Source organism: Aeromonas sp. S8(2024) (genome assembly GCF_041403085.1).
Classification (GTDB): domain Bacteria; phylum Pseudomonadota; class Gammaproteobacteria; order Enterobacterales; family Aeromonadaceae; genus Aeromonas; species Aeromonas dhakensis.
In genome coordinates, this window is the sequence record NZ_JBGLRF010000001.1 from 435,107 (window position 1) to 454,950 (window position 19,844).

The following is a 19,844-nucleotide window of genomic DNA, read 5'->3' on the forward strand; positions in this document are numbered from 1 at the left end:
TTTTCGTTTATTGCTGGACAGGAGTGCGGTCAGATCACCAGCAGATCCATGAAGGTGTGCACCGGGGTGGCGGCCAGCTGCTTGCCATCCTGGCAGAGGGCCAGGATCGCCTCGGCCCGTCTGGCCGGGAAGCGGGTGGCCAGGTTGTGGCGGAACTTCTCTATCAGCAGCGGGATCCCCTCCTCGCGGCGACGACGATGCCCGACCGGATACTCCACCTCCACCTTGGCGGTGTGGGTGCCGTCCTTGAAGAAGACCTGGATGGCGTTGGCAATGGATCGCTTGTCCGCTTCCAGATACTCGCGGCTGTAGCGCTTGTCCTCCTGCACCACCATCTTGGCGCGCAGCCCATCGATGCGGGGATCGGCGGCCACGGCGTCCTCGTAATCCTCGGCGATGAGGCGTCCGAAGATGAGCGGCACCGCCACCATGTACTGCAGGCAGTGATCCCGGTCCGCCGGATTGTTGAGGGCGCCCACCTTGCTGATGATGCGAATGGCCGACTCATGGGTGGTGAGTTCGATGCGGTCGATCTCGTCGAGGCGTCCCTTCACCTGCTCATGCAGCTTCATGGCGCACTCCACCGCGGTCTGGGCATGGAACTCGGCAGGGTAAGAGATCTTGAACAGCACGTTCTCCATCACATAGCTGCCGTAGCCCTGATGCAGGGCGAACTGGTTGCCCTTGAACAGCACGTCGTAGAAGCCCCACTTGGGGGCCGTCAGAGCGCCGGGATAGCCCATCTCGCCGCTCATGGTGATAAGGGCGAGGCGCACCGCCCGGGAGGTGGCATCCCCCGCCGCCCAGCTCTTGCGCGAACCGGCATTGGGGGCATGACGGTAGGTACGCAGGCTCTGGCCATCGACCCAGGCCTGGGAGACCGCATCGATCACCTGATCGCGGCTGCCGCCCAGCATATGGGTCACCACGGCGGTACTGGCAACCTTCACCAGCACCACGTGATCGAGACCGACCCGGTTGAAGGAGTTCTCCAGCGCCAACACCCCCTGGATCTCATGGGCCTTCACCATGGCCGTCAGCACATCGCTCATGGTGAGCGGCGCCTTGCCTTCGGCCACACGAGTACGAGAGAGCCAGTCGGCGGTAGCCAGGATCCCCCCCAGGTTGTCGGAGGGGTGACCCCACTCGGCGGCCAGCCAGGTGTCGTTGTAATCGAGCCAGCGGATGATGGCACCGATATCCCAGGCCGCCTTGACCGGGTCAAGGCAGAGCTGGGTACCGGGCACCCGGGCACCGTGGGGTACCAGGGTACCGGGCACGATGGGACCAAGGTGCTTGGTGCACTCGGGAAAACGCAGGGCCAAGAGGCCGCAGCCCAGGGTATCCATCAGGCAGTAACGGGCGGTATCGAGGGCGGCCTGGCTGGTAATCGGGTGATTGCAGACGTAATCGGCAATATCGACCAGAACCTGGTCGGGGTCTGGTCTGTGGTTGACGTCGACGTTGGCGGACATCGTGACTTCCTTATCGTTGTAGTGAATGAAACGGGGTGATGAAACGGCGCCCTGCCCGCCCGCCTGCGCACATCGACCCCGCTGTTGCCGGGGCAGGGTGACGCAATGGGGTGACAGGGCCGCCCATGGTTATCGCTGCTGCAGCGAGACGAAATGCCGGGGCGCCGGGCCGACGTAATCGGCGCTCGGGCGGATGATCCGGTTGTGTTCGCGCTGCTCCATCACGTGGGCGCACCAGCCGGTGACCCGCGAACAGACGAAGATGGGGGTAAACAGCTTGGTCGGGATCCCCATGTAGTGGTAGGCGCTGGCGTGGAAGAAGTCGGCGTTGGGGAAGAGCTCTTTTTCTTCCCACATCACCTTCTCCGCCTCACAGGAGACGCGGTAGAGCCGGTCATCCCCCACTGCCTCGGCCAGCTTGGCCGACCACCCCTTGATGATGACGTTGCGCGGATCCGAGGTGCGATAGACGGCGTGGCCAAAGCCCATGATCTTCTCCTTGGCCGCCAGCTTGGCCAGCAGCTCGCGCCGCGCCTGGGCCTCATCCTGCCAGGGCTCGATCATCGCCATGGCGGCCTCGTTGGCGCCGCCGTGCAGCGGGCCGCGCAGGGTGCCGATGGCCGCGGTGACGCAGGAGAACATGTCAGAGAGTGTCGAAGCGCAGACCCGCGCCGCAAAGGTGGAGGCGTTGAACTCATGCTCGGCGTAGAGAATGAGGGAGACGTGCATCACCCGGCGCTCCAGCTCGCTCGGCGCCTTCTGGTGCAGCAGTGCCAGGAAGTGGCCACCGATGCACTCCTCGTCGGTGTCGAGGGCGATGCGTACCCCGTCGTGGCTGAATTTGTACCAGTAGAGGAGAATGCCCGGGAAGGCGGCCAGCAGCCGATCCGCCACTTCATGCTCGTGCTCGAAGCCATCTTCCGGCTCCAGATCGCCGAGCATGGAGCAGCCGGTGCGCAGCACATCCATGGGGTGGGCGTCGGCGGGAATGCGCTCGAGCACCTCCAGCAGGGCGGCAGGCAGGGTGCGCAGGCTGCGCAGCGTCCGCTTGTAATCTTCGAGCTGCTGCTCGTCCGGCAGCTCGCCCTTGAGCAGCAGGTAGGCGACCTCTTCGAACTGGGCGCCATCGGCCAGCTCCTGGATGTCATAGCCGCGATAGGTGAGTCCGGTGCCGCTCTTGCCCACGGTGCAGATGCTGGTCTCCCCTGCGCTCTGGCCACGCAGGCCGGCGCCACCCAACGGTTTTTGCTGTCCCATTGCCTTTCCTCCTAGTCCCTGGATGTAAACAGACGGTCCAGCGTCTGCTCGTAGTGGTGATAACCGAGGAAATCGTAGAGCGACTCCCGGGTCTGCATGGTGTCGACGACGGCCCGCTGATGGCCATCCTGGCGAATATGGTGATAGACGTTGAGGGCGGCCTGATTGGCAGCGCGGTTGGCACTCAAGGGATAGAGCACCATGTCGACGCCGTGGGCGGCGAGCGCCTCCTTGTCGAACAGCTCGGTTTTGCCAAATTCGGTCATGTTGGCGAGAATGGGGACTCCGGCCGCCTGCTTGAACAGGTCATACTGACCGAGTTCGGTCACCGCCTCGGCGAAGATCATGTCGGCCCCGGCGGCCACGTAGGCGGCGGCGCGCTCCAGCGCCGGGCCAATCCCCTCCACCGCCAGCGCGTCGGTGCGGGCCATGATGACGAACTCACCATTCTCGCGGGCATCCACCGCCGCCTTGATGCGATCACACATCTCCTCCTGCGAGACCACCGCCTTGTTGGGCCGGTGGCCACAGCGCTTCTGGGCCACCTGATCTTCCATGTGCACGGCCGCTACCCCGGCTCGCTCGAAGGCGCGCACGGTGCGGGCGATGTTGAAGGCCCCGCCCCAGCCGGTGTCGATGTCGACCAAAAGCGGCACACGGGTCGCCGCCGTGATGCGTTCGGCGTCGGTCAAGACGTCGTTCAGGCTGGTCATGCCAAGATCCGGCAGGCCATAGGAGGCGTTGGCCACGCCGGCGCCTGAGAGATAAATGGCCTGAAAGCCGCTGCGCTCCGCCATCAGCGCCATGTAGGCATTGATGGTGCCGACGATCTGCAGGGGGCGTTCATTGGCGAGGGCGGTGCGAAAGCGCAGACCTGCCGAGGGGGTAAGGCTGGACATCATGACTCCTTTCACTTGTCTGGTCTGACTATCTAATATCACGTTTACGTTAACGTCAATCATACTTTCGTGGCAGATCCCTGCCAGGCAAGACAGGACGCGGCTTTTAGGGTAAATTTCACCAATTCCTTCAACAGGTTGAATCGTAATGTCGGATCCCAATCCCGTGATCGTCTGCCCGGCTTGCGACTTGCTGATCGAACGCAAGTTATTGCCGCTTGGGCGCCACGCCCACTGCCCCCGCTGTCATCAGCATCTGTACGGGCGCTACGCATTTCGCCCCTCCCAGCTGATGGCGCTGACCATCACCGGCTTCCTGTTGCTCCCGTCCGCCTTCTTCGAGCCGCTGATCTACCTGCGCCTGGCTGGCGTCAATTCGGACGCCAACCTGCTCAAAGGGATCCTGGTGCTGCTGCTCGAACACGAGATCTGGGTGGCGGGGCTGGTGTTCTGGTGCGCCGTGCTGGCGCCGGTGGGATTGCTGCTCGGGATCTTTGCGCTGGCCTCGGGCCTCGCCAAACGCTGGCACATACTGGCGCCGACCCTGAAGTCGGTGGAGGTGTTTCGCCACTGGGCCATGCTGGAGGTCTACATCGTCAGCCTGCTGGTCGCCCTGTTCAAGCTGGTCGACATCGCCGACGTGCGCCTCGGCGGCGGCCTGCTCAGCCTGGGGATCCTGATGCTGCTCAACCTGACGTTGCTGATCCTGTTTGACCCCGCCCCCTATTGGGAGCGGGTACCGCTGGAGGAGCCGGACCATGTCCCAGACCAGCGCCCGTGAACTGGGGCTCTGCCGCTGCCACACCTGCGGCCTGCTGGTGCGCTATCAGGCGGGTAGCGTCTGCCCCCGCTGCCACAGCCGGCTGCAAGTGCGCATTCCCCACTCCCTGGCCTGGTCCTGGGGGTTGCTGGCGCTGGCCAGCTTCATGCTGCTGCCCGCCAACCTGCTGCCCATCACCCACTTCTACAATAAGGGGTTGTTGCAATCCGACACCATCTTCAGCGGTATCATGATGCTCTATCGCAGCAAGATGTCGGGCATTGCCACCATAGTCCTCACCGCCAGCATCATAGTGCCGGTGGGCAAGATTTTGGGGCTGGGCTGGATCTGCTGGCAACTGCAGCGCAGCAAGCCGGTGCGGCGCAAACGCCAGTTGGTGATGTACCGGGTGATCGATTTTATCGGGCGCTGGTCCATGCTGGACCTGTTCGTCATCTCGCTGATGGTGGCCCTGGTGGATCGCGGGGTGCTGCTCAACGTGCGGGCCGGCCCTGGCGCCACCGCCTTTGCCGGTGTGGTGGTGCTGACCATGATGTCGGCCCGCATGCTGGACACGCGCCTGCTGTGGGACAAGGCGGCCCGTTAGGGCGCGGCAGTGTTAACCTGTTTTCTTCTATCTGAATGCTGTTTATCTCAGCCAATTAAGGAGTCGGTATGATCGGGGCTGAACCCGTCATTGAGAAGCGTCGCTGGTTGTCACCCGTCTGGTTGCTGCCCTTTATCGCCCTGTTGCTGGCGGGGGGCTTCATCTACCAGCAGTTTGTCAGCAGCGGCCAGCTTATTCGCATCAATTTCGCCCAGGGCAACGGCATCTTACCGGGCAAGACCCAGGTGCGCTACCAGGGGGTCGCCATCGGGGTAGTGCAGGAGCTGGCGCTGGCCGAGGATGGCCGCAAGATAGCCGTGCTGGCCAAGATTGACAGCCGGGCCCGCCCGCTCATCCGCAAAGGTTCGGATTTCTGGCTGGTGAGCCCCAAGGCGTCGCTCACCGAGATTTCCGGCCTCGATACCCTGGTCTCCGGCAACTACATCAACCTGCAGCCCGGGCGGGACAACAACCCGCTGCAGGAGGAGTTCGACGCGCTGGACGGCCCCCCCCCCGGTTATCAGGCCCAGGGGCGGATGCTGCACCTGACCGCCGATTCGCTCGGCTCGGTCGGCATCGGCGCCAAGCTCTATTTTCGCGGCATCGAGGTGGGCAGCGTCATCAACACCCGCCTTGGCGAAGAGAACCAGAACGTGATCCTGGATCTGGTGATCGAGCCGCGTTTTGAACACCTCATCAAGGCCGACACCCGCTTCTGGAACATCAGCGGCATCAAGGGCTCCTTCAGCCTGGCCGGGGTCAATGTGGAGGCCGGCAGCCTCACCTCCATCCTGAGCGGCGGCATCGCCTTCGACTCTCCCAAGGACTCCCCGGAGCCGGAGAAGGGCCAGGTCTTCACCCTCTACAAAGGGTTGGCCGAGGCGGCCCGCGGCGAGCGAATTGACATCCAGGCGGGGGATCTGCCCATCAAGGAGGGGATGCCCATCCTGTTTGAAGGTATCGAGATCGGCCGCATCGACCCCATTCGCCTCACCGACAAGGGCCGGGTTGTGAGCGCACTGATCAACCCGGAGCAGGCATTTCGGATCACCGGCAACAGCCGTCTGGTGTGGGAGAGCGTCTCCCTCGGCGCCGGCGGCATCAAGCATGCGGATCGCCTGCTGGCGGGCCCGGCCATTCGCCTCGACTATGTGGCGGGCGGGCGGGTCAAGGCCATGACCCTGAGTAGCAAAGAGCAACCGGGTGGCATCAAGATGGTGCTGCAGGCCGATGATCTGGCCGGCCTCAACGAAGGGGCGCCGCTCTGGTACAAGGGCTTGCAGGTGGGCCAGATCAGCCAGCTCACCCTGGATGGCGGTGGCAACGCCAGCGTGGCTCTGGTCGTGCAGAGCCAGTATCAGCACCTGCTCAACCGGGCCCGTTTCTATCGGGCGGCGCCGCTGCAGATCGATGCCGATCTGAGCGGCATCAAGGTGGAAACCAGCCCGGCCAGCGCCTGGATTGGCGGTGGCATCAAGCTGGTGCAGGCCCCCTCTGGCGAGCGGGTCAACCGGCTCTATCCCAGCCAGGAGCTGGCGCTGCTCGGTACCCGGGATGCCAAGCCTCGTCGCTGGGTGTTGAAGGCGGAGCAGGCTGACGGCATCGGTATCGGCTCCCCGGTGCTCTATCTGGGGCTCGAGGCCGGCAAGGTCAACGCGCTGCGCGCCGCCAAGGAAGGGGTGGAGATCGAACTCGAGATCGCCGGTGTCTATGCCCCCCTGCTCGAGCAGCAGCCGCAATTCTGGAAAAAGCCGGCGCTGGATACCCGGGTGCGGGTGGATGGCGTGCAGGTCAAGGTGGGGAACCTCGCCACCCTGCTGCGCGGCGCCATCGAATTCGATCGGCTCGGCACGGGCCGCAGCAGTCATCAGCTGTTTGACAGCAAGGAGCAGGCCAAGGCCAAGGTCCGGACCCTCTCCCTGGTAGCTGACAGCAACCCGGGGCTCGGGGTCGGCAGCCCGATCCGCTACCGCGGGGTCGACATCGGCAAGATTGAACAGATTGAGCTGGAGCCGACCCTGGGCCAGGTGATCTTCAAGGCCGAGCTGGATGGCCAGTATGCCGCACGCTTCCTGCAGTCCGGTGCCCGTTTTACTCTGGTGCAGGCCAAGCTGGGACTGGGCGGCGTGGCTCATCTCGATACCCTGATCAAGGGCGCCTTTGTGGAGGCACAGCCCGGCCAAGGGGCTGGCAAGGAGCGCTTCCCCCTCAGCCAGAGCGGCCCGGCTGGCCTGGCGCTCACCCTCAAGAGCGCATCGGTCAACGGTTTGAGCGTCGGCAGCCCACTGCTGTTTCGCAAGATGGTGGTGGGCAGCGTGACCAAGGTGGCGCTGGCCCGCGATGGCAGCGAGGTGCTGATCGACGTCAACGTGGAGCAGGAGTACGCCCATCTGGTGCGGGCCAACTCCCGTTTCTGGAACGTCTCAGGGGTCAAGGCGGATATCGGCCTGACCGGTGGCACCATCGAGGTGGAGACGGTGCAGAGCCTGCTCGCCGGCGGCATCGCCTTCAACACTCCAGAGAAAGAGATGGGGCCGACCGTCAAGGCTGGCCACAGTTACCCGCTGCATGCCAAGGCCGAGAAAGAGTGGCAGGAGTGGAGCCCCCGCATCCAGCCCTGATCTCTCCCCTCACTCACGCTCACCGAAGCCCGGCACGCTGCCGGGCTTGTTTTTAGCCGCTGCGCTTTCAGAATATTCCTGCCCTTGTGATAAGATGTCGCCCCTCATTTTCGGTCAACGAGACGGCTCCGTGCACGACAACACCTATCTTCCCGATCACTTCTTGCGCCATATCGCGGCCATCATGCCGGCGCACCTCTCCATGGATGAGTTCGTGGCCAGTTGTCGACGACCGCTGCGGCGCAGCATCCGGGTCAATACCCTGAAGATATCGGTGGCGGCGTTTGTGGCGCGGATGCAACCGCTCGGTTGGCAGCTCGATCCCGTGCCCTGGTGCGACACCGGCTTCTGGCTCAGTCGCGAAGACGAGAGCGTGCCCCTTGGCAACACCGCCGAGCATTTGAGCGGTCTCTTCTACATCCAGGAGGCGAGCTCCATGTTGCCGGTCACCGCCCTGTTTGCCTGTGAGCAGACCCGGCGTGACGGCATGTTGCTGGACGCGGCGGCGGCCCCCGGCTCCAAAACCACCCAGATTGCGGCCCTGATGGAGAACCAGGGGATGCTGGTTGCCAACGAGTACTCCAGCAGCCGGCTCAAGGTGCTCAGTGCCAATCTGCAGCGCTGCGGTGTGACCAACGTGGGCATGACCCATTTCGATGCCAAGGTCTTCGGCCAGTGGTTGCCGGAAACCTTCGATGCCATCCTGCTCGACGCCCCCTGCTCCGGCGAGGGCACGGTGCGCAAGGATGAAGACGCCCTGCGCAACTGGAGCATCGAGAGCATCGACGAGATCGCCGCCGTGCAGCAAGGGTTGCTGGAGAGCGCCTTCCATGCCCTCAAACCGGGCGGCGTACTGGTCTACTCCACCTGTACCCTGAGCCTGCAGGAGAACCAGGCCGTCTGTCAGTCACTGCAAGACAAGTTCGGCGATGCTTTCAGCTTTGACTCGCTGGCCGATCTCTTCCCCGCTGCAAAGCAGGCCTGCACACCAGAGGGATACCTGCATGTTTGGCCCCAGATCTTCGACAGTGAAGGCTTTTTCGTCGCCAGATTGCGCAAGCACCACTCAGTGCCCAACACCATGTTCAAACCGGGCAAGCTCGGCAAATTCCCTTTCTCGCCGCTGCCGGCCAAGGAGTCCGCACCCATGCTGCGCGAGATTGAAGCCGCTTTCGGGGTGGTGCCGCAGGGAAATCTGTTTGGCCGCAGCGAGGAGATCTGGCTCTTCCCCCAGTTGTTCGAGCAGGTACAGGGCAAGCTGCGTTTTGATCGCATCGGACTGAAACTGGCGGAGACTTTCAAGAAAGGGTATCGGCTGACCCATGAGTGGGCACTGGCCTATGGTGACGGTGCGAGCAAGGGATTCGTCGAGCTCGACATTGCTGATGCGCGGGAGTTCATGATGGGGCGGGACGTGTGGCCGGAGCAAGAAGCCGCCGGCACTGGCGAGGTGATCGTCCGCTATCGGGGTCATACCCTGGGCATGGGGAAATGGGTGGGCAGCCGGGTCAAGAATGCCCTGCCCCGCGAGCTGGTGCGTGACAACAATCTGTTCGTGTAACAAGTTGTACCGGAGCAGGAAAACCCACACTCCGGTTGAACCTTTGCGCGGATCTTGAAAAGCCTTGAGCCTTGTCTAAGCTTAAAGGCAATCCGAACACCAGTTAGCGCACGGCTCTGCAAGGAGCCAATTCCCCTATGCCAGGTACAAGGAATTCGTACCTGGCTTTTTTTATGTCCCGGTTTCTCGATCTTTGCCTCAATTGCCGGCGCGTTTACTCGAGCATCTCCGCCGGTGCTTGTGCATCGATCTGCGCCCTGTCCTGTTTCTGCTCATGCTGCAGCTCTTGCTGATAGAGCAGATCGATGGCCTGTTCGATGAGGGATGCCTGGCTGTCTTCGAGCAACTGCCCCAACATGGCCAACCGCTCGGCATGACGATTGCTGATCCAGCATTGCAACCGGCTGTGAGTTTCCTGTTTGCGTTTCACGTGCTGGCGCTGCCGTTCGGCATTGTCTTGCGCCCCGCTCACTTTCATTTCCTGGCTCATATCACCTTGCAAATTTGATTTTCACAGCCCGTTATCTCTCACCAAGTCTTCTATATTCGCTGACCAACACCGAAGAGCCTGACTCTCCCCTTCTTGATGGGGTGAGATCCAGTTCGCTGCAAATATATCATTGGATCAACAAGATATCATTTAACATAAAAAATAGAGTGACGCGGTTATATTACAGCAGACCATCCAGGGCGTGATCCGAGAACTTGTGAGCATCGTCGAAATACTCCTGCAAGGTACGGATGTCCTTGTGGCGGGTGACCTCGATGATCTTGTTCATCGGTTTGCCGGCAGTGACCGCCGAGGTGATGAAGCCGCGGCGCAGACTGTGGCCGCTGACCTGGAGATCGTCGATGGCCTGACCTGTACGCCGCTTGATCATCAGGTTGATACCTTGCGGACCGAGCGGTTCCTGCATGAGCTGACCCCAGCGATTCATGCGGCGAAACAGGGCACCCTCGCTGATCCTGCTCTGTTTGAGCCAGCGCGCCAGTGCCGACACCGGACAATACTGTTTGCCTGGCACCAGGGCGATCTCCGTTTCATGCAGCTGATGTTTGCTGGGCTTGAGCCGAAGACGGATCCCCTGCCCCACAAAGTCGAGATCATCCACTTCAATCCTTGCCGCCTCCGAGCGTCGCAAGGCGCCGCTGAACATCAGCAACAGCAGGGTGTAATCCCGCAGCCCCGCCAGATTGCCGGTGTCGATTTCATCGAGCACACAGGCCAGCGGTTGCAGGGTCAGCGCCCCCGTTTTTCGTTTGCGATTGTCACCGAGTCGCACTATGCCCCGCATCATCTCCTTTATCTCCGCGTGCTCGGTCGGCATGGGGTGGATCCCCTTCTGCTTGAAAGCATAACGAATGCCGGCGAGCCGTCTTACCAGGGTGGCTGGCTTGCGGGGATCGCCGTTGCGAAGCTCCCCCTTCCCCTCTTCCTTGTCCAGCCAGACCCAATCGGCCAGGATGCCGTCGGCCTGATCCGCCAGGAAGTTCATGATGTCATGATGGGTGGTTTGCAGCGGATCGAGCCCATGCAGCTGGCACCAGAACACGAAGATGCGGGTATCGGCCTGGTAGGCATTGAGGGTAGAGTCGGCTTTGGCGCTGCGCAAGAAACGTCTGGCCCTGCTGTTCAGCTGAGGATCGAAGACGCTTTGCAAGGGCTGCTGAACTGGGCTTGAAATGCGTGGGTAGTTCACTTAACTCTATGATTTAATGCGGAGTTTCGTTGGATCTTACAGGATCTTGCAGATCTATCAAGTATCGATAATGAATATTATCGATACTTATGAAGAGTGCTTTTAACCCATTCCCCCCCTCATTTATTCCTCGAGCACACTGTTCTTCTTGCTTCGTTTTATCAGGGTTGAGGGCTTTGCCTCATCAGTATCCACCATACCTAGTGAGAGATAACAAACCACCATTATCGTTTTGGGATGGGCCACGATCGTGCTGATTGTCAAAGTAAAACGCCCCGCTATGCGGGGCGTTGTTTGTTATCGCTTTGCCAACTTGAACAACTCGAAGAAGTTGTGACTGGTCGCCTGCGCCAATTCGGCCAGCGGTATTTGCCGCAGATCCGCGATGAACTGGGCCACGTCGCGTACGAAGGCCGGCTCGTTCTCCCTGCCCCGGTGCGGAACCGGCGCCAGATAGGGAGAGTCGGTTTCAACCAGCAGTCGTTCCAGTGGTAACGCCTTGACTACAGATTGCAGCGCAGCCGCATTCTTGAAAGTAGCGATGCCGGAGATGGAGATATAAAAGCCCATCGCCATGGCCGCCTCTGCCATTTCGAGTGACTCGGTGAAGCAGTGCAGCACCCCACCTACCTGATCTGCCCCCTCTTCACGCATGATCTGCAGGGTATCCTGCTGGGCATCGCGGGTATGGATGATGAGGGGCTTGTTCAGGGCGCGGGCCACCCGGATATGCTCCCGGAAGGAAGCCTGCTGTACTTCCTTGTTCTCCGGCGAATAGAAGTAGTCGAGCCCGGTCTCGCCGATGGCCACCACCCTTTCATCTGCTGCCTGGGTCAGCAACAAATCGGCATCGACGCCGGGTTCCTGGTTGAGGGGATGCACGCCGCAGGAGGCAAACACCTGAGGGTAAGGGGCGATCGCCTCCAGCATGGTCGGGAACTGCGCCTGGGTCACGCTCACGCAGAGAAAATATCCCACGTCCTGCCTGGCCGCCTTGGCCAGCACATCGGCCATGTCGGTCTGCTTGCTGCCATAACTCAGACGATCGAGGTGGCAATGGGAATCAACGAGTAACATACAAAACCTTTTGGGATCTATAACCAGCGAGTGAGCCAGTTCATCAAATGAATGGTGGGATTGGAGAGCTGCCCGGGCTGGCAGGCCGCCTTGAGCCCAACGAGCTGCTGCTCCGCCTCCAGCAGCTTTTCACTGGAGTGACGCTCCGCCAGTTGTTGACTGAGCGCGGCCAGATCCGGCATGGCCAGCTGGTGATGGCCACAACCGGCCTGCGTCTTGAGCGCATCGCACAAGAACAGCTGCACCCAGTGCAGTCTGACCTGGGTATCGCTTGCCAGCAGGCTGCACACATGGTTGGTCCGGGTGGGCGTTTGCGAGAGGGCGAGAAAACTCTCAAGCAGATCACGGCGATCCGTGTCCTGCTGCTGCATCAAGTAATCCAGCACTCGCAGGGGAGCCCCCTGGCAGATCCGCACCTGAGCCTGGGTGGCCTGATGACCCTGCTCGGCAAGCCAGGCCAGGGTCTCCCCTTCTGCCGGCAGCTGGCAGACATGCTTGTGGCAACGGCTGAGAATGGTGGGCAGCAGGCGGGAAACCTGGGAGGCGATCAGCAGCAGCAAGCTGTCGCCAGCCGGCTCCTCCAGGGTTTTGAGCAGGGCGTTGGCGGCCGATTCGGTCATGCGCTCCGCATCGGGGATGATCACCACCTTGCCGCGGCCAAGCTGGGCCGAATTCTGCAGGCGCGCACAGATCTCGCGGATGGCCTCGACCCCTATGGTCTTGCCCTCAGTGGTTAGGGTGCCCAGATCCGGGTGATGACCCTTCTCAAACAGTTGGCAGGAGTGGCAATGGCCACAGGGCTCGCCCCGATCAGGCTGATGGCACAGGTGCAGGCGGGCCAGCAGCTGTGCAAGTTGCTCCTTGCCAAGACCGGGATCACCCAGCAGCAGCCAGGCGTGACCGAGCCGGCCGGCGGCGGCAGTCTGGCTCAACGCCCGCCAGTCCGGGATCAACCAGGGATACATGAGGGCTCGTCTTTCAGGTAGTGGGTCAAGGCAGCCTCGATGGCCGCCTTGACCTGCTCCGGCGCTTGGCCGGCATCGATCACCTTGATTGACTCATCGGCGGCAGCCAATTCCAGATAGCGCTGGCGGGTACGCTCGAAGAAGCTGAGCTGCTCAAGCTCGATCCGGTCCAGTTCGCCGCGGTGGCGAGCCCGCTGCAGGCCGATGGCGGGATCGATGTCGAGATAGAGGGTCAGGTCCGGCTTGAAGTCGCCGAGCACGGCCCGCTTGATGGCGCCGATGAGGTTGGCATCGATGCCACGGCCACCGCCCTGGTAAGCCTGGGAGGAGAGATCGTGGCGATCGCCCACCACCCAGACGCCGTCAGCCAGCGCCGGCTTGATGCGTGTCTCGACCAGTTGCACCCGGGAGGCGTACATCAGCAGCAGTTCGGCTTCGATGGTGAGCCGCTCGTCGTGCACCTCTTTGACGATGGCCCGCATCCGCTCCGCCAGCGGCGTGCCGCCCGGCTCACGGGTACACTCGATCCGTGCCACCCCGTGGGCATGCAGATAGTCGGTCACGTAGCACACCGCGGAGCTCTTCCCCGCGCCTTCCAGTCCTTCAATCACGATAAATTTAGACATTAGGGTTTCTTCAAAATGTATTCACGCACCGCCCGATTGTGTTCATCGAGGGTCTTGGAAAAATAGTGGGCCCCGCCCCCCTTGGCGACGAAGTAGAGATAGTCGGTCGACAGGGGATTGAGCGCCGCTTCGATGGAGGCCTTGCCAGGCATGGCGATGGGCGTGGGCGGCAAGCCGTCGATCACATAGGTGTTGTAGGGGTTCACGTCGGTCAGGTCGCTGCGGCGGATATTGCCGTCATACCTGTCCTTCACCCCGTAGATGACGGTGGGATCAGTCTGCAGCTTCATGCCAAGGCGCAGACGATTGACAAACACCGAGGCGATCCGCGCCCGCTCTTCCGGCATCCCCGTCTCTTTTTCGATGATCGAGGCCATGATCAGCGCCTCGTAGGGAGTCTTGTAGGGCAGATTGGCCTGACGCTTCTCCCAGCTCTGCTGCAGGAAGGTCTCCATGTCCTGATGGGCACGGCGCAAAATGGAGAGATCGCTGGCATGAGTGGTATAGGCGTAGGTCTCCGGCAGGAACCACCCCTCCAGCTTGCCGTTTTCAATGCCAAGCTCCTGAGCCAGATCGGTCTCGGGCAACTCGACGGTCAGCCGTTCCAGATAAGGGGCGCTGGCCAGCTGCTTCAACCAATCCTCGAAACGGGAACCTTCGACGAAGGTCAGGCTGAAGTGAAACTCCTTGCCGGAAGCAAACAGGGAGAGGGTATCCTTGAGCGGTGCCCCTTCCTTGATCTCATAGGTACCGGACTTGATGGCAACCAGCTCGGGATGACCGCGCAACCAGAGTCGCACCGCCCAGGGGCTGGTTTCCCCCTCCCCCAGTTCGGCGATCAGACGCGCCGCATGGGCTCCCTTCTCGACGGTAAAGAGACGGGTCGGTCCCTTGTTGGTGAGCGTCTCCACCTGTTGCCACTTGTAATGTACATAGCCCCCGGCAGCGGCGACAGTCAGCGCCGCGCCCGCGAGCAGGGTGTAAAGCCGATTAAACTTCAATGACCAAACGCTCCTGTAAACGGCGGATCAATTCCTGACTGGCATATTGGGTCTCCCCGATGCCGGTGACCGGCACTATGCCCATCAGGGTATTGGTCAGCCATACCTCTTCGGCCTGCCACAGTGACTCCAGCGGAGCCTCCACGACACGCAGTTCAATGCTCATCTGTTTTAGCATTGCCATCACATGGCGCCGCATGATGCCGTCTATGCCGCAGTGGGAGAGATCCGGCGTAAACACCGTTCTGCCACGGCGCCAAAACAGATTGGCACTGACCCCTTCTACCAGAAATCCCCGACTGTTCAAGACTATACCTTCGACCCCGGAACGGGCCGCAAGTTCGCTTTTCAGCAGCACCTGCTCCAGCCGGTTGAGGGTCTTGAGGCCTGCCAGCATGGGGGCATCCCCCAACCGCTGCCGGCATACCAAGAGTGGAATGCCATCTTGCTGCCATGTCGGGTAGTGAGCCGGGTAAGCAGCCAGCGACAGGATCCGGGTCGGCGCATGGCAGGCAGTGCCATCATAGCCCCGGCCACCGCTGCCGCGGGTCAGCATCACCTTGATCACCGCCAGCGCTTGATCGCGGGCCAATTGGGCCACTTCATCGCCGAGTTGTTGCCAGTCCAGCTCGGCAAGGCCGAGTCTGGCGCTCGCTTGCTGCAACCTTGCCAGGTGTGCCGGCCACCAGACGGGCCGGCCATCCCTGACCAACAGGGTGGTGAAATGACCATCCCCATAGGCCAGACCACGATCCATGGCGGACACGCTGTCTGTCGGTATTCCATTGATCAGCAAAAGGATCCCTCCGATAAAAAAGGCCCGATACTGACGTATCGGGCCCATACTATCCGCCCAGGGCGAATTATACGCGTTTGAAGATCAGTGAGCCATTGGTGCCGCCAAAACCGAAGGAATTGGAGAGGGCATATTCGAAGTTGCCGGCCTTGGCAACATGAGGCACCAGATCCAGATCGCACTCATCATCCGGGTTGTCCAGGTTGATGGTGGGCGGCGCCATCTGATCGCGCAGCGCCAGTACCGTGATGATCGCCTCGATGGCGCCGGCGGCACCCAGCAGGTGACCGGTCATCGATTTGGTGGAACTGACCATCAGGGATTTGGCATGTTCGCCAAATACGGCCTTCATGCCGCGCAGCTCGGCAACGTCACCCAGCGGGGTGGAGGTGCCGTGGGCATTGATGTAACCCACCTGCTCGGGGGCGATACCGGCATCCTTGATGGCATTTTGCATGGCGCGGGCGCCACCGTTGCCATCGGCGGGAGGGGCCGTCATGTGGTAGGCATCACCGCTCATGCCAAAGCCGACCAGCTCGGCATAAATCTTGGCGCCACGGGCCTTGGCGTGTTCGTACTCTTCCAGCACCAGCACCCCGGCGCCATCACCCAGTACGAAACCGTCGCGATCTTTATCCCACGGACGGCTGGCCTTGGTGGGCTCGTCGTTGCGGTTGGAGAGCGCCTTGGCGGCGGCAAAACCGCCCATCCCCATCGGGGTGGATGCCTTCTCGGCACCACCGGCCACCATCACGTCCGCATCGCCGTAGGCGATCATGCGACCGGCCATGCCGATGGCATGGGTGCCTGTGGTACAGGCGGTGGTGACGGCGATGTTGGGGCCCTGCAGGCCTCTCATGATGGAGAGATGACCGGACACCATATTGATAATGGTGGATGGTACGAAGAAGGGGCTCAGCTTGCGGGGACCGCCGTTGACCAGGCTGCTGTGGTTCTGCTCAATCAGACCCAGACCACCGATACCGGAACCGATCGCCACACCGACGCGCTCGGCATTCTCCTCGTTGATGACGAGACCGGCATCATCCAGCGCCTGCACGCCTGCGGCGATGCCGTACTGGATGAAGAGATCCATCTTGCGAGCTTCTTTGCGGTTGATACCGTACTGCTCGGGATCGAAATCCTTGACCTGGCCTGCGAAGCGGGTCGCAAACTCGCTGGCGTCAAAGTGTTCGATAGGAGAAATGCCGCTCTGCCCGTTGAGCAGGGCTTGCCAGCTGGATTCGGCAGTGTTGCCTACCGGGGAAAGCATCCCCAAGCCGGTCACCACGACTCTGCGTTTTGACACTGAGGTAGTCTCCGAGAGGTGTTTTGAAAAGGAGTAAACATAAAAGAAGCGGCCCTTGGGCCGCTTCTTTCAGAACAGGAACTTATTCCTGATTAGCGGTGATGTAGTCGATAGCCGCTTGAACAGTGGTGATCTTCTCGGCTTCTTCATCAGGAATTTCGGTATCGAATTCTTCTTCCAGCGCCATTACCAGTTCAACGGTATCCAAAGAGTCAGCGCCCAGGTCGTCGACGAAGGAGGCAGCGTTCTTAACGTCTTCTTCTTTAACACCCAGTTGTTCGATGATGATTTTCTTTACGCGTTCTTCGATGTTGCTCATGACCTGAATTTTCCTTTAAAAATACGCTATTGCGTCTGGTTGGGGTAGTTTATTCAATTGACGTGAGTTTGCAAGTAGCTTGCCGCTGGTCAAACCACGAAATTCGCCAAACTTCGGCGTACTATCGCAAATTTGAACAGATCTCACGACAAATTGATTACACCATGTACATCCCGCCATTAACATGCAGGGTTTCGCCAGTGATGTAGGCGGCATCATCCGATGCCAAGAATACCACAGCAGCGGCAATTTCTTTTGGATCGCCCAGACGAGCGGCAGGTACCTGGCTCATGATGCCGGCACGCTGCTCTTCATTGAGCGCCTTGGTCATATCGGTCTCGATGAAACCGGGGGCAACCGCGTTCACGGTAATGCCGCGGGAGGCCACTTCACGAGCCAGCGACTTGGTGAACCCCACCAGGCCCGCCTTGGCGGCCGCGTAGTTGACCTGACCGGCGTTGCCCATGGTGCCGACCACGGAACCGATGCTGATGATGCGGCCATTGCGCTTCTTCATCATGGCGCGCAGCACCGGCTTGCTCAGACGGTACAGGGAGGTGAGGTTGGTGTCGATGATCTCGTTCCACTCATCATCCTTCATCCGCATCAGCAGGTTGTCACGGGTGATCCCTGCGTTGTTGATCAGGATGTCGATGTCGCCAAAACGCGCTTTGATGGCGGCGAAGACGGCTTCGATGGATTCCTGGCTGGTCACGTTCAGCGCCATGCCGCAACCCTGTTCACCCAGATAGGCGCTGATTGCCTCGGCGCCGCTCTCGCTGGTCGCCGTGCCGACTACCTTGGCGCCACGGGCCGCAAAAGTTTCAGCAATCGCACGGCCGATGCCACGACTGGCACCGGTCACCAACACAACCTTATCGGTAAAGCTCATTCATTGCTCCTGTTTACTTGATCTGGGCCAGCGCCTGCTCGAAAGAGGCGGCATCGTTGGCATGAATACCTTCCACGCGCTTGTCGATGCGCTTGGCGAGCCCGGTCAGTACCTTGCCCGGTCCCATTTCGATCTCGAGGGTGACCCCCTCGTTGGCCATCCGCTCGACAGTCTCGGTCCAACGAACCGGGCTGAACAACTGACGCACCAATGCCTGCTTGATGGCGGCCGGATCCTGCTCACAGGATACGTCGACATTATTGATGACGGCGATGGCAGGAACCTTGATCTCGATCCCGTCCAGCGCAGCTGCCAGTTTTTCGGCAGCAGGTTTCATCAGCGCGCAATGGGAGGGCACGGAGACCGGCAGCGGCAGCGCACGCTTGGCACCGGACTCTTTCATCAGCACGTTGGCGCGCTCGACGGCCTCTTTGTGACCGGCGATGACCACCTGGCCCGGGGAGTTGAAGTTCACCGGGGAGACGATCTGGCCCTGTGCCGCTTTCTCGCAGTTGGCGGCGATGGCGTCGTTGTCCAGGCCGATGATGGCGGCCATGGCACCGGTGCCTTCCGGCACGGCTTCCTGCATGGCCAGACCACGCAGCTCAACCAGTTTGACCGCATCGGTAAAGGCCAGTGCGCCGCTGCAGACCAGGGCGGAATACTCACCCAGACTGTGGCCTGCCATCACGGCGGGGGTTGCCCCACCCTGCTGTTGCCACAGGCGCCACAGCGCGACAGAAGCGGTCAGCAGTGCAGGCTGGGTACGCCAGGTCTTGTTCAGCTCTTCGGCCGGACCTTCCATTACCAGGGCAAACAGGTCATAACCCAGCACCTGGCTCGCCTCGGCGAAGGTCTCCTTGATCACGGCATGTTGTTCGGCCAGCTCGGCCAGCATGCCGACGGTTTGGGAGCCCTGTCCCGGGAAGGCAATGGCAAATTGGGTCATCATTGATTCCTTTAAATAAGAGAAAAATGAGAACGGCAGGATGAGACGCTCGTCCCACCCCGCTGACGATCAGAGGCGAACCAGCGCCGAGCCCCAGGCAAAACCGCCGCCGAAGGCTTCCAGCAAGACCAGCTGGCCCGGTTTGATCCGGCCGTCGCGCACCCCTTCATCAAAGGCGATGGGCACGGAGGCGGCAGAGGTGTTGCCGTGTTTGTCGAGGGTCAACACCACCTTGTCCAGCCCCATGCCAAGCTTCTTGGCGGTGGCACTGATGATGCGGAAGTTGGCCTGATGGGGCACCAGCCAGTCCAGCTCGCTCGGCTCGATGCCGGCGGCGGCCAGGGTTTCGGTGACGATCTCGCTCAGACGGGTGACCGCGACTTTGAAGACATCATTGCCCTTCATGTACATGTAGGCTTCGAGCTCGGCCCCCGGCATGCCGCGACGGGGCTGCGGCAGCTTGAGCAGCTCGCCGTAACGACCATCGGCATGCAGATGGGTGGAGAGGATGCCGGGGGTGTCGCTCGCACCGATCACCACGGCCCCTGCCCCGTCCCCAAAGAGGATGATGGTGCCGCGATCCTCGGGATCGCACATGCGCGACAGCACATCGGCGCCGACGACCAGCACGTGGCGAGCGGCGCCGGATTTGACGAACTGATCGGCAATGGAAAGCGCGTAGGTAAAGCCGGCGCAGGCAGCCGCCACATCGAAGGCCGGGATCCCTTGCACCCCGAGCAGCCCCTGCAGTTCACAGGCGGCGGCCGGAAAGGCGTTTTCGGCGCTGGTGGTGGCCAGCACTATCATGTCGAGATCGGCGGCAGTCAGACCTGCGGCCTCCAGCGCGCGCAGGGCCGCCTGGTGAGACAGGGTTGCAACGGTTTCATCGGCACCGGCAATGCGGCGTTCACGGATCCCGGTACGCTCCACAATCCACTCGTCACTGGTCTCTACCATCTGTTCGAGGTCGGCGTTGGTGCGTACTGAGTGCGGCAGATAGCTGCCAGTACCCAAAATTTTGCTATGCATA

Annotated in this window: 19 protein-coding genes; 4 read left to right on the forward strand and 15 right to left on the reverse strand. The window is 61.4% G+C overall.

The genetic code is table 11. The annotated features are described in order from the left end of the window. Positions 1-29: 29 nt before the first annotated feature. The 3 genes from ACB031_RS01890 to prpB all read right to left on the reverse strand — a co-directional run bounded on the left by ACB031_RS01890 (position 30) and on the right by prpB (position 3,631). Positions 30-1,475: a bifunctional 2-methylcitrate dehydratase/aconitate hydratase gene (locus ACB031_RS01890; protein WP_371138883.1), complete on the reverse strand. Its 1,446-nt coding sequence runs from the start codon at positions 1,473-1,475 to the stop codon at positions 30-32. Positions 1,476-1,604: 129 nt separating this feature from the next. Continuing rightward, positions 1,605-2,732 carry a 2-methylcitrate synthase gene (gene prpC / locus ACB031_RS01895; protein ID WP_017408424.1) on the reverse strand — a complete coding sequence of 376 codons (1,128 nt, stop codon included), beginning with the start codon at positions 2,730-2,732 and terminating at the stop codon, positions 1,605-1,607. 11 nt (positions 2,733-2,743) lie between these two features. After that, entirely contained in the window at positions 2,744-3,631 is an 888-nt protein-coding gene (prpB, locus tag ACB031_RS01900) for a methylisocitrate lyase (protein ID WP_371138884.1), read from the reverse strand. Positions 3,632-3,779: 148 nt separating this feature from the next. Here prpB and ACB031_RS01905 point away from each other — a divergent pair, with 148 nt between their 5' ends. The 4 genes from ACB031_RS01905 (at position 3,780) to rsmF (ending at position 9,180) form a co-directional block, all read left to right on the forward strand. Continuing rightward, positions 3,780-4,412 carry a paraquat-inducible protein A gene (locus ACB031_RS01905; protein ID WP_017779025.1) on the forward strand — a complete coding sequence of 211 codons (633 nt, stop codon included), beginning with the start codon at positions 3,780-3,782 and terminating at the stop codon, positions 4,410-4,412. Further along, complete coding sequence (locus tag ACB031_RS01910) at positions 4,390-4,998, forward strand: paraquat-inducible protein A (RefSeq protein ID WP_330538821.1); 609 nt, start codon at positions 4,390-4,392, stop codon at positions 4,996-4,998. The genes ACB031_RS01905 and ACB031_RS01910 overlap by 23 nt, the downstream gene beginning before the upstream one ends. Before the next feature lie 68 nt (positions 4,999-5,066). Then, positions 5,067-7,619: an MlaD family protein gene (locus ACB031_RS01915; protein ID WP_371138885.1), complete on the forward strand. Its 2,553-nt coding sequence runs from the start codon at positions 5,067-5,069 to the stop codon at positions 7,617-7,619. Positions 7,620-7,749: 130 nt separating this feature from the next. Continuing rightward, positions 7,750-9,180, forward strand: coding sequence for a 16S rRNA (cytosine(1407)-C(5))-methyltransferase RsmF (gene rsmF / locus ACB031_RS01920; protein WP_371139114.1), 1,431 nt, complete (start codon positions 7,750-7,752; stop codon positions 9,178-9,180). A gap of 214 nt (positions 9,181-9,394) precedes the next feature. On the opposite strand, the gene ACB031_RS01925 is transcribed toward rsmF, so the two are convergent. The 12 genes from ACB031_RS01925 to ACB031_RS01980 form a co-directional block, all read right to left on the reverse strand. Beyond that, a complete protein-coding gene (locus tag ACB031_RS01925) occupies positions 9,395-9,670 on the reverse strand; it encodes a RepB family protein (RefSeq protein ID WP_021465678.1) in 276 nt (91 codons plus the stop codon). Positions 9,671-9,851: 181 nt separating this feature from the next. Next, positions 9,852-10,880: a site-specific integrase gene (locus ACB031_RS01930; RefSeq protein WP_139725531.1), complete on the reverse strand. Its 1,029-nt coding sequence runs from the start codon at positions 10,878-10,880 to the stop codon at positions 9,852-9,854. A 297-nt stretch (positions 10,881-11,177) separates the two neighbouring features. After that, positions 11,178-11,957 carry a TatD family hydrolase gene (locus tag ACB031_RS01935; protein WP_371138886.1) on the reverse strand — a complete coding sequence of 260 codons (780 nt, stop codon included), beginning with the start codon at positions 11,955-11,957 and terminating at the stop codon, positions 11,178-11,180. Between the two features lie 17 nt (positions 11,958-11,974). Then, the gene (gene holB / locus ACB031_RS01940; RefSeq protein WP_371138887.1) at positions 11,975-12,922 is read right to left on the reverse strand and encodes a DNA polymerase III subunit delta'; all 948 of its coding nucleotides are present in this window, start codon (positions 12,920-12,922) and stop codon (positions 11,975-11,977) included. Continuing rightward, on the reverse strand, positions 12,907-13,548 hold the full coding sequence (gene tmk / locus ACB031_RS01945) for a dTMP kinase (RefSeq protein ID WP_371138888.1): 642 nt from the start codon (positions 13,546-13,548) through the stop codon (positions 12,907-12,909). The genes holB and tmk overlap by 16 nt, the downstream gene beginning before the upstream one ends. After that, positions 13,548-14,549, reverse strand: a complete 1,002-nt coding sequence (gene mltG / locus ACB031_RS01950; RefSeq protein ID WP_005300892.1) for an endolytic transglycosylase MltG — start codon at positions 14,547-14,549, stop codon at positions 13,548-13,550. Before mltG ends, tmk begins: the two co-directional genes overlap by 1 nt. Then, positions 14,539-15,393: an aminodeoxychorismate lyase gene (pabC, locus tag ACB031_RS01955; RefSeq protein WP_043170178.1), complete on the reverse strand. Its 855-nt coding sequence runs from the start codon at positions 15,391-15,393 to the stop codon at positions 14,539-14,541. The genes mltG and pabC overlap by 11 nt, the downstream gene beginning before the upstream one ends. 19 nt (positions 15,394-15,412) lie before the next feature. Beyond that, on the reverse strand, positions 15,413-16,654 hold the full coding sequence (gene fabF / locus ACB031_RS01960) for a beta-ketoacyl-ACP synthase II (protein ID WP_010633978.1): 1,242 nt from the start codon (positions 16,652-16,654) through the stop codon (positions 15,413-15,415). Between the two features lie 82 nt (positions 16,655-16,736). Next, positions 16,737-16,973, reverse strand: a complete 237-nt coding sequence (gene acpP / locus ACB031_RS01965) for an acyl carrier protein (protein WP_005300909.1) — start codon at positions 16,971-16,973, stop codon at positions 16,737-16,739. 157 nt (positions 16,974-17,130) lie between these two features. Further along, complete coding sequence (gene fabG, locus ACB031_RS01970) at positions 17,131-17,865, reverse strand: 3-oxoacyl-ACP reductase FabG (RefSeq protein WP_005300916.1); 735 nt, start codon at positions 17,863-17,865, stop codon at positions 17,131-17,133. Between the two features lie 13 nt (positions 17,866-17,878). Continuing rightward, entirely contained in the window at positions 17,879-18,814 is a 936-nt protein-coding gene (gene fabD / locus ACB031_RS01975; RefSeq protein WP_371139115.1) for an ACP S-malonyltransferase, read from the reverse strand. Positions 18,815-18,883: 69 nt separating this feature from the next. Further along, positions 18,884-19,843 (reverse strand): beta-ketoacyl-ACP synthase III, encoded by a 960-nt coding sequence (locus tag ACB031_RS01980; protein ID WP_010633976.1) that lies wholly within the window; start codon positions 19,841-19,843, stop codon positions 18,884-18,886. Position 19,844 lies beyond the last annotated feature (1 nt).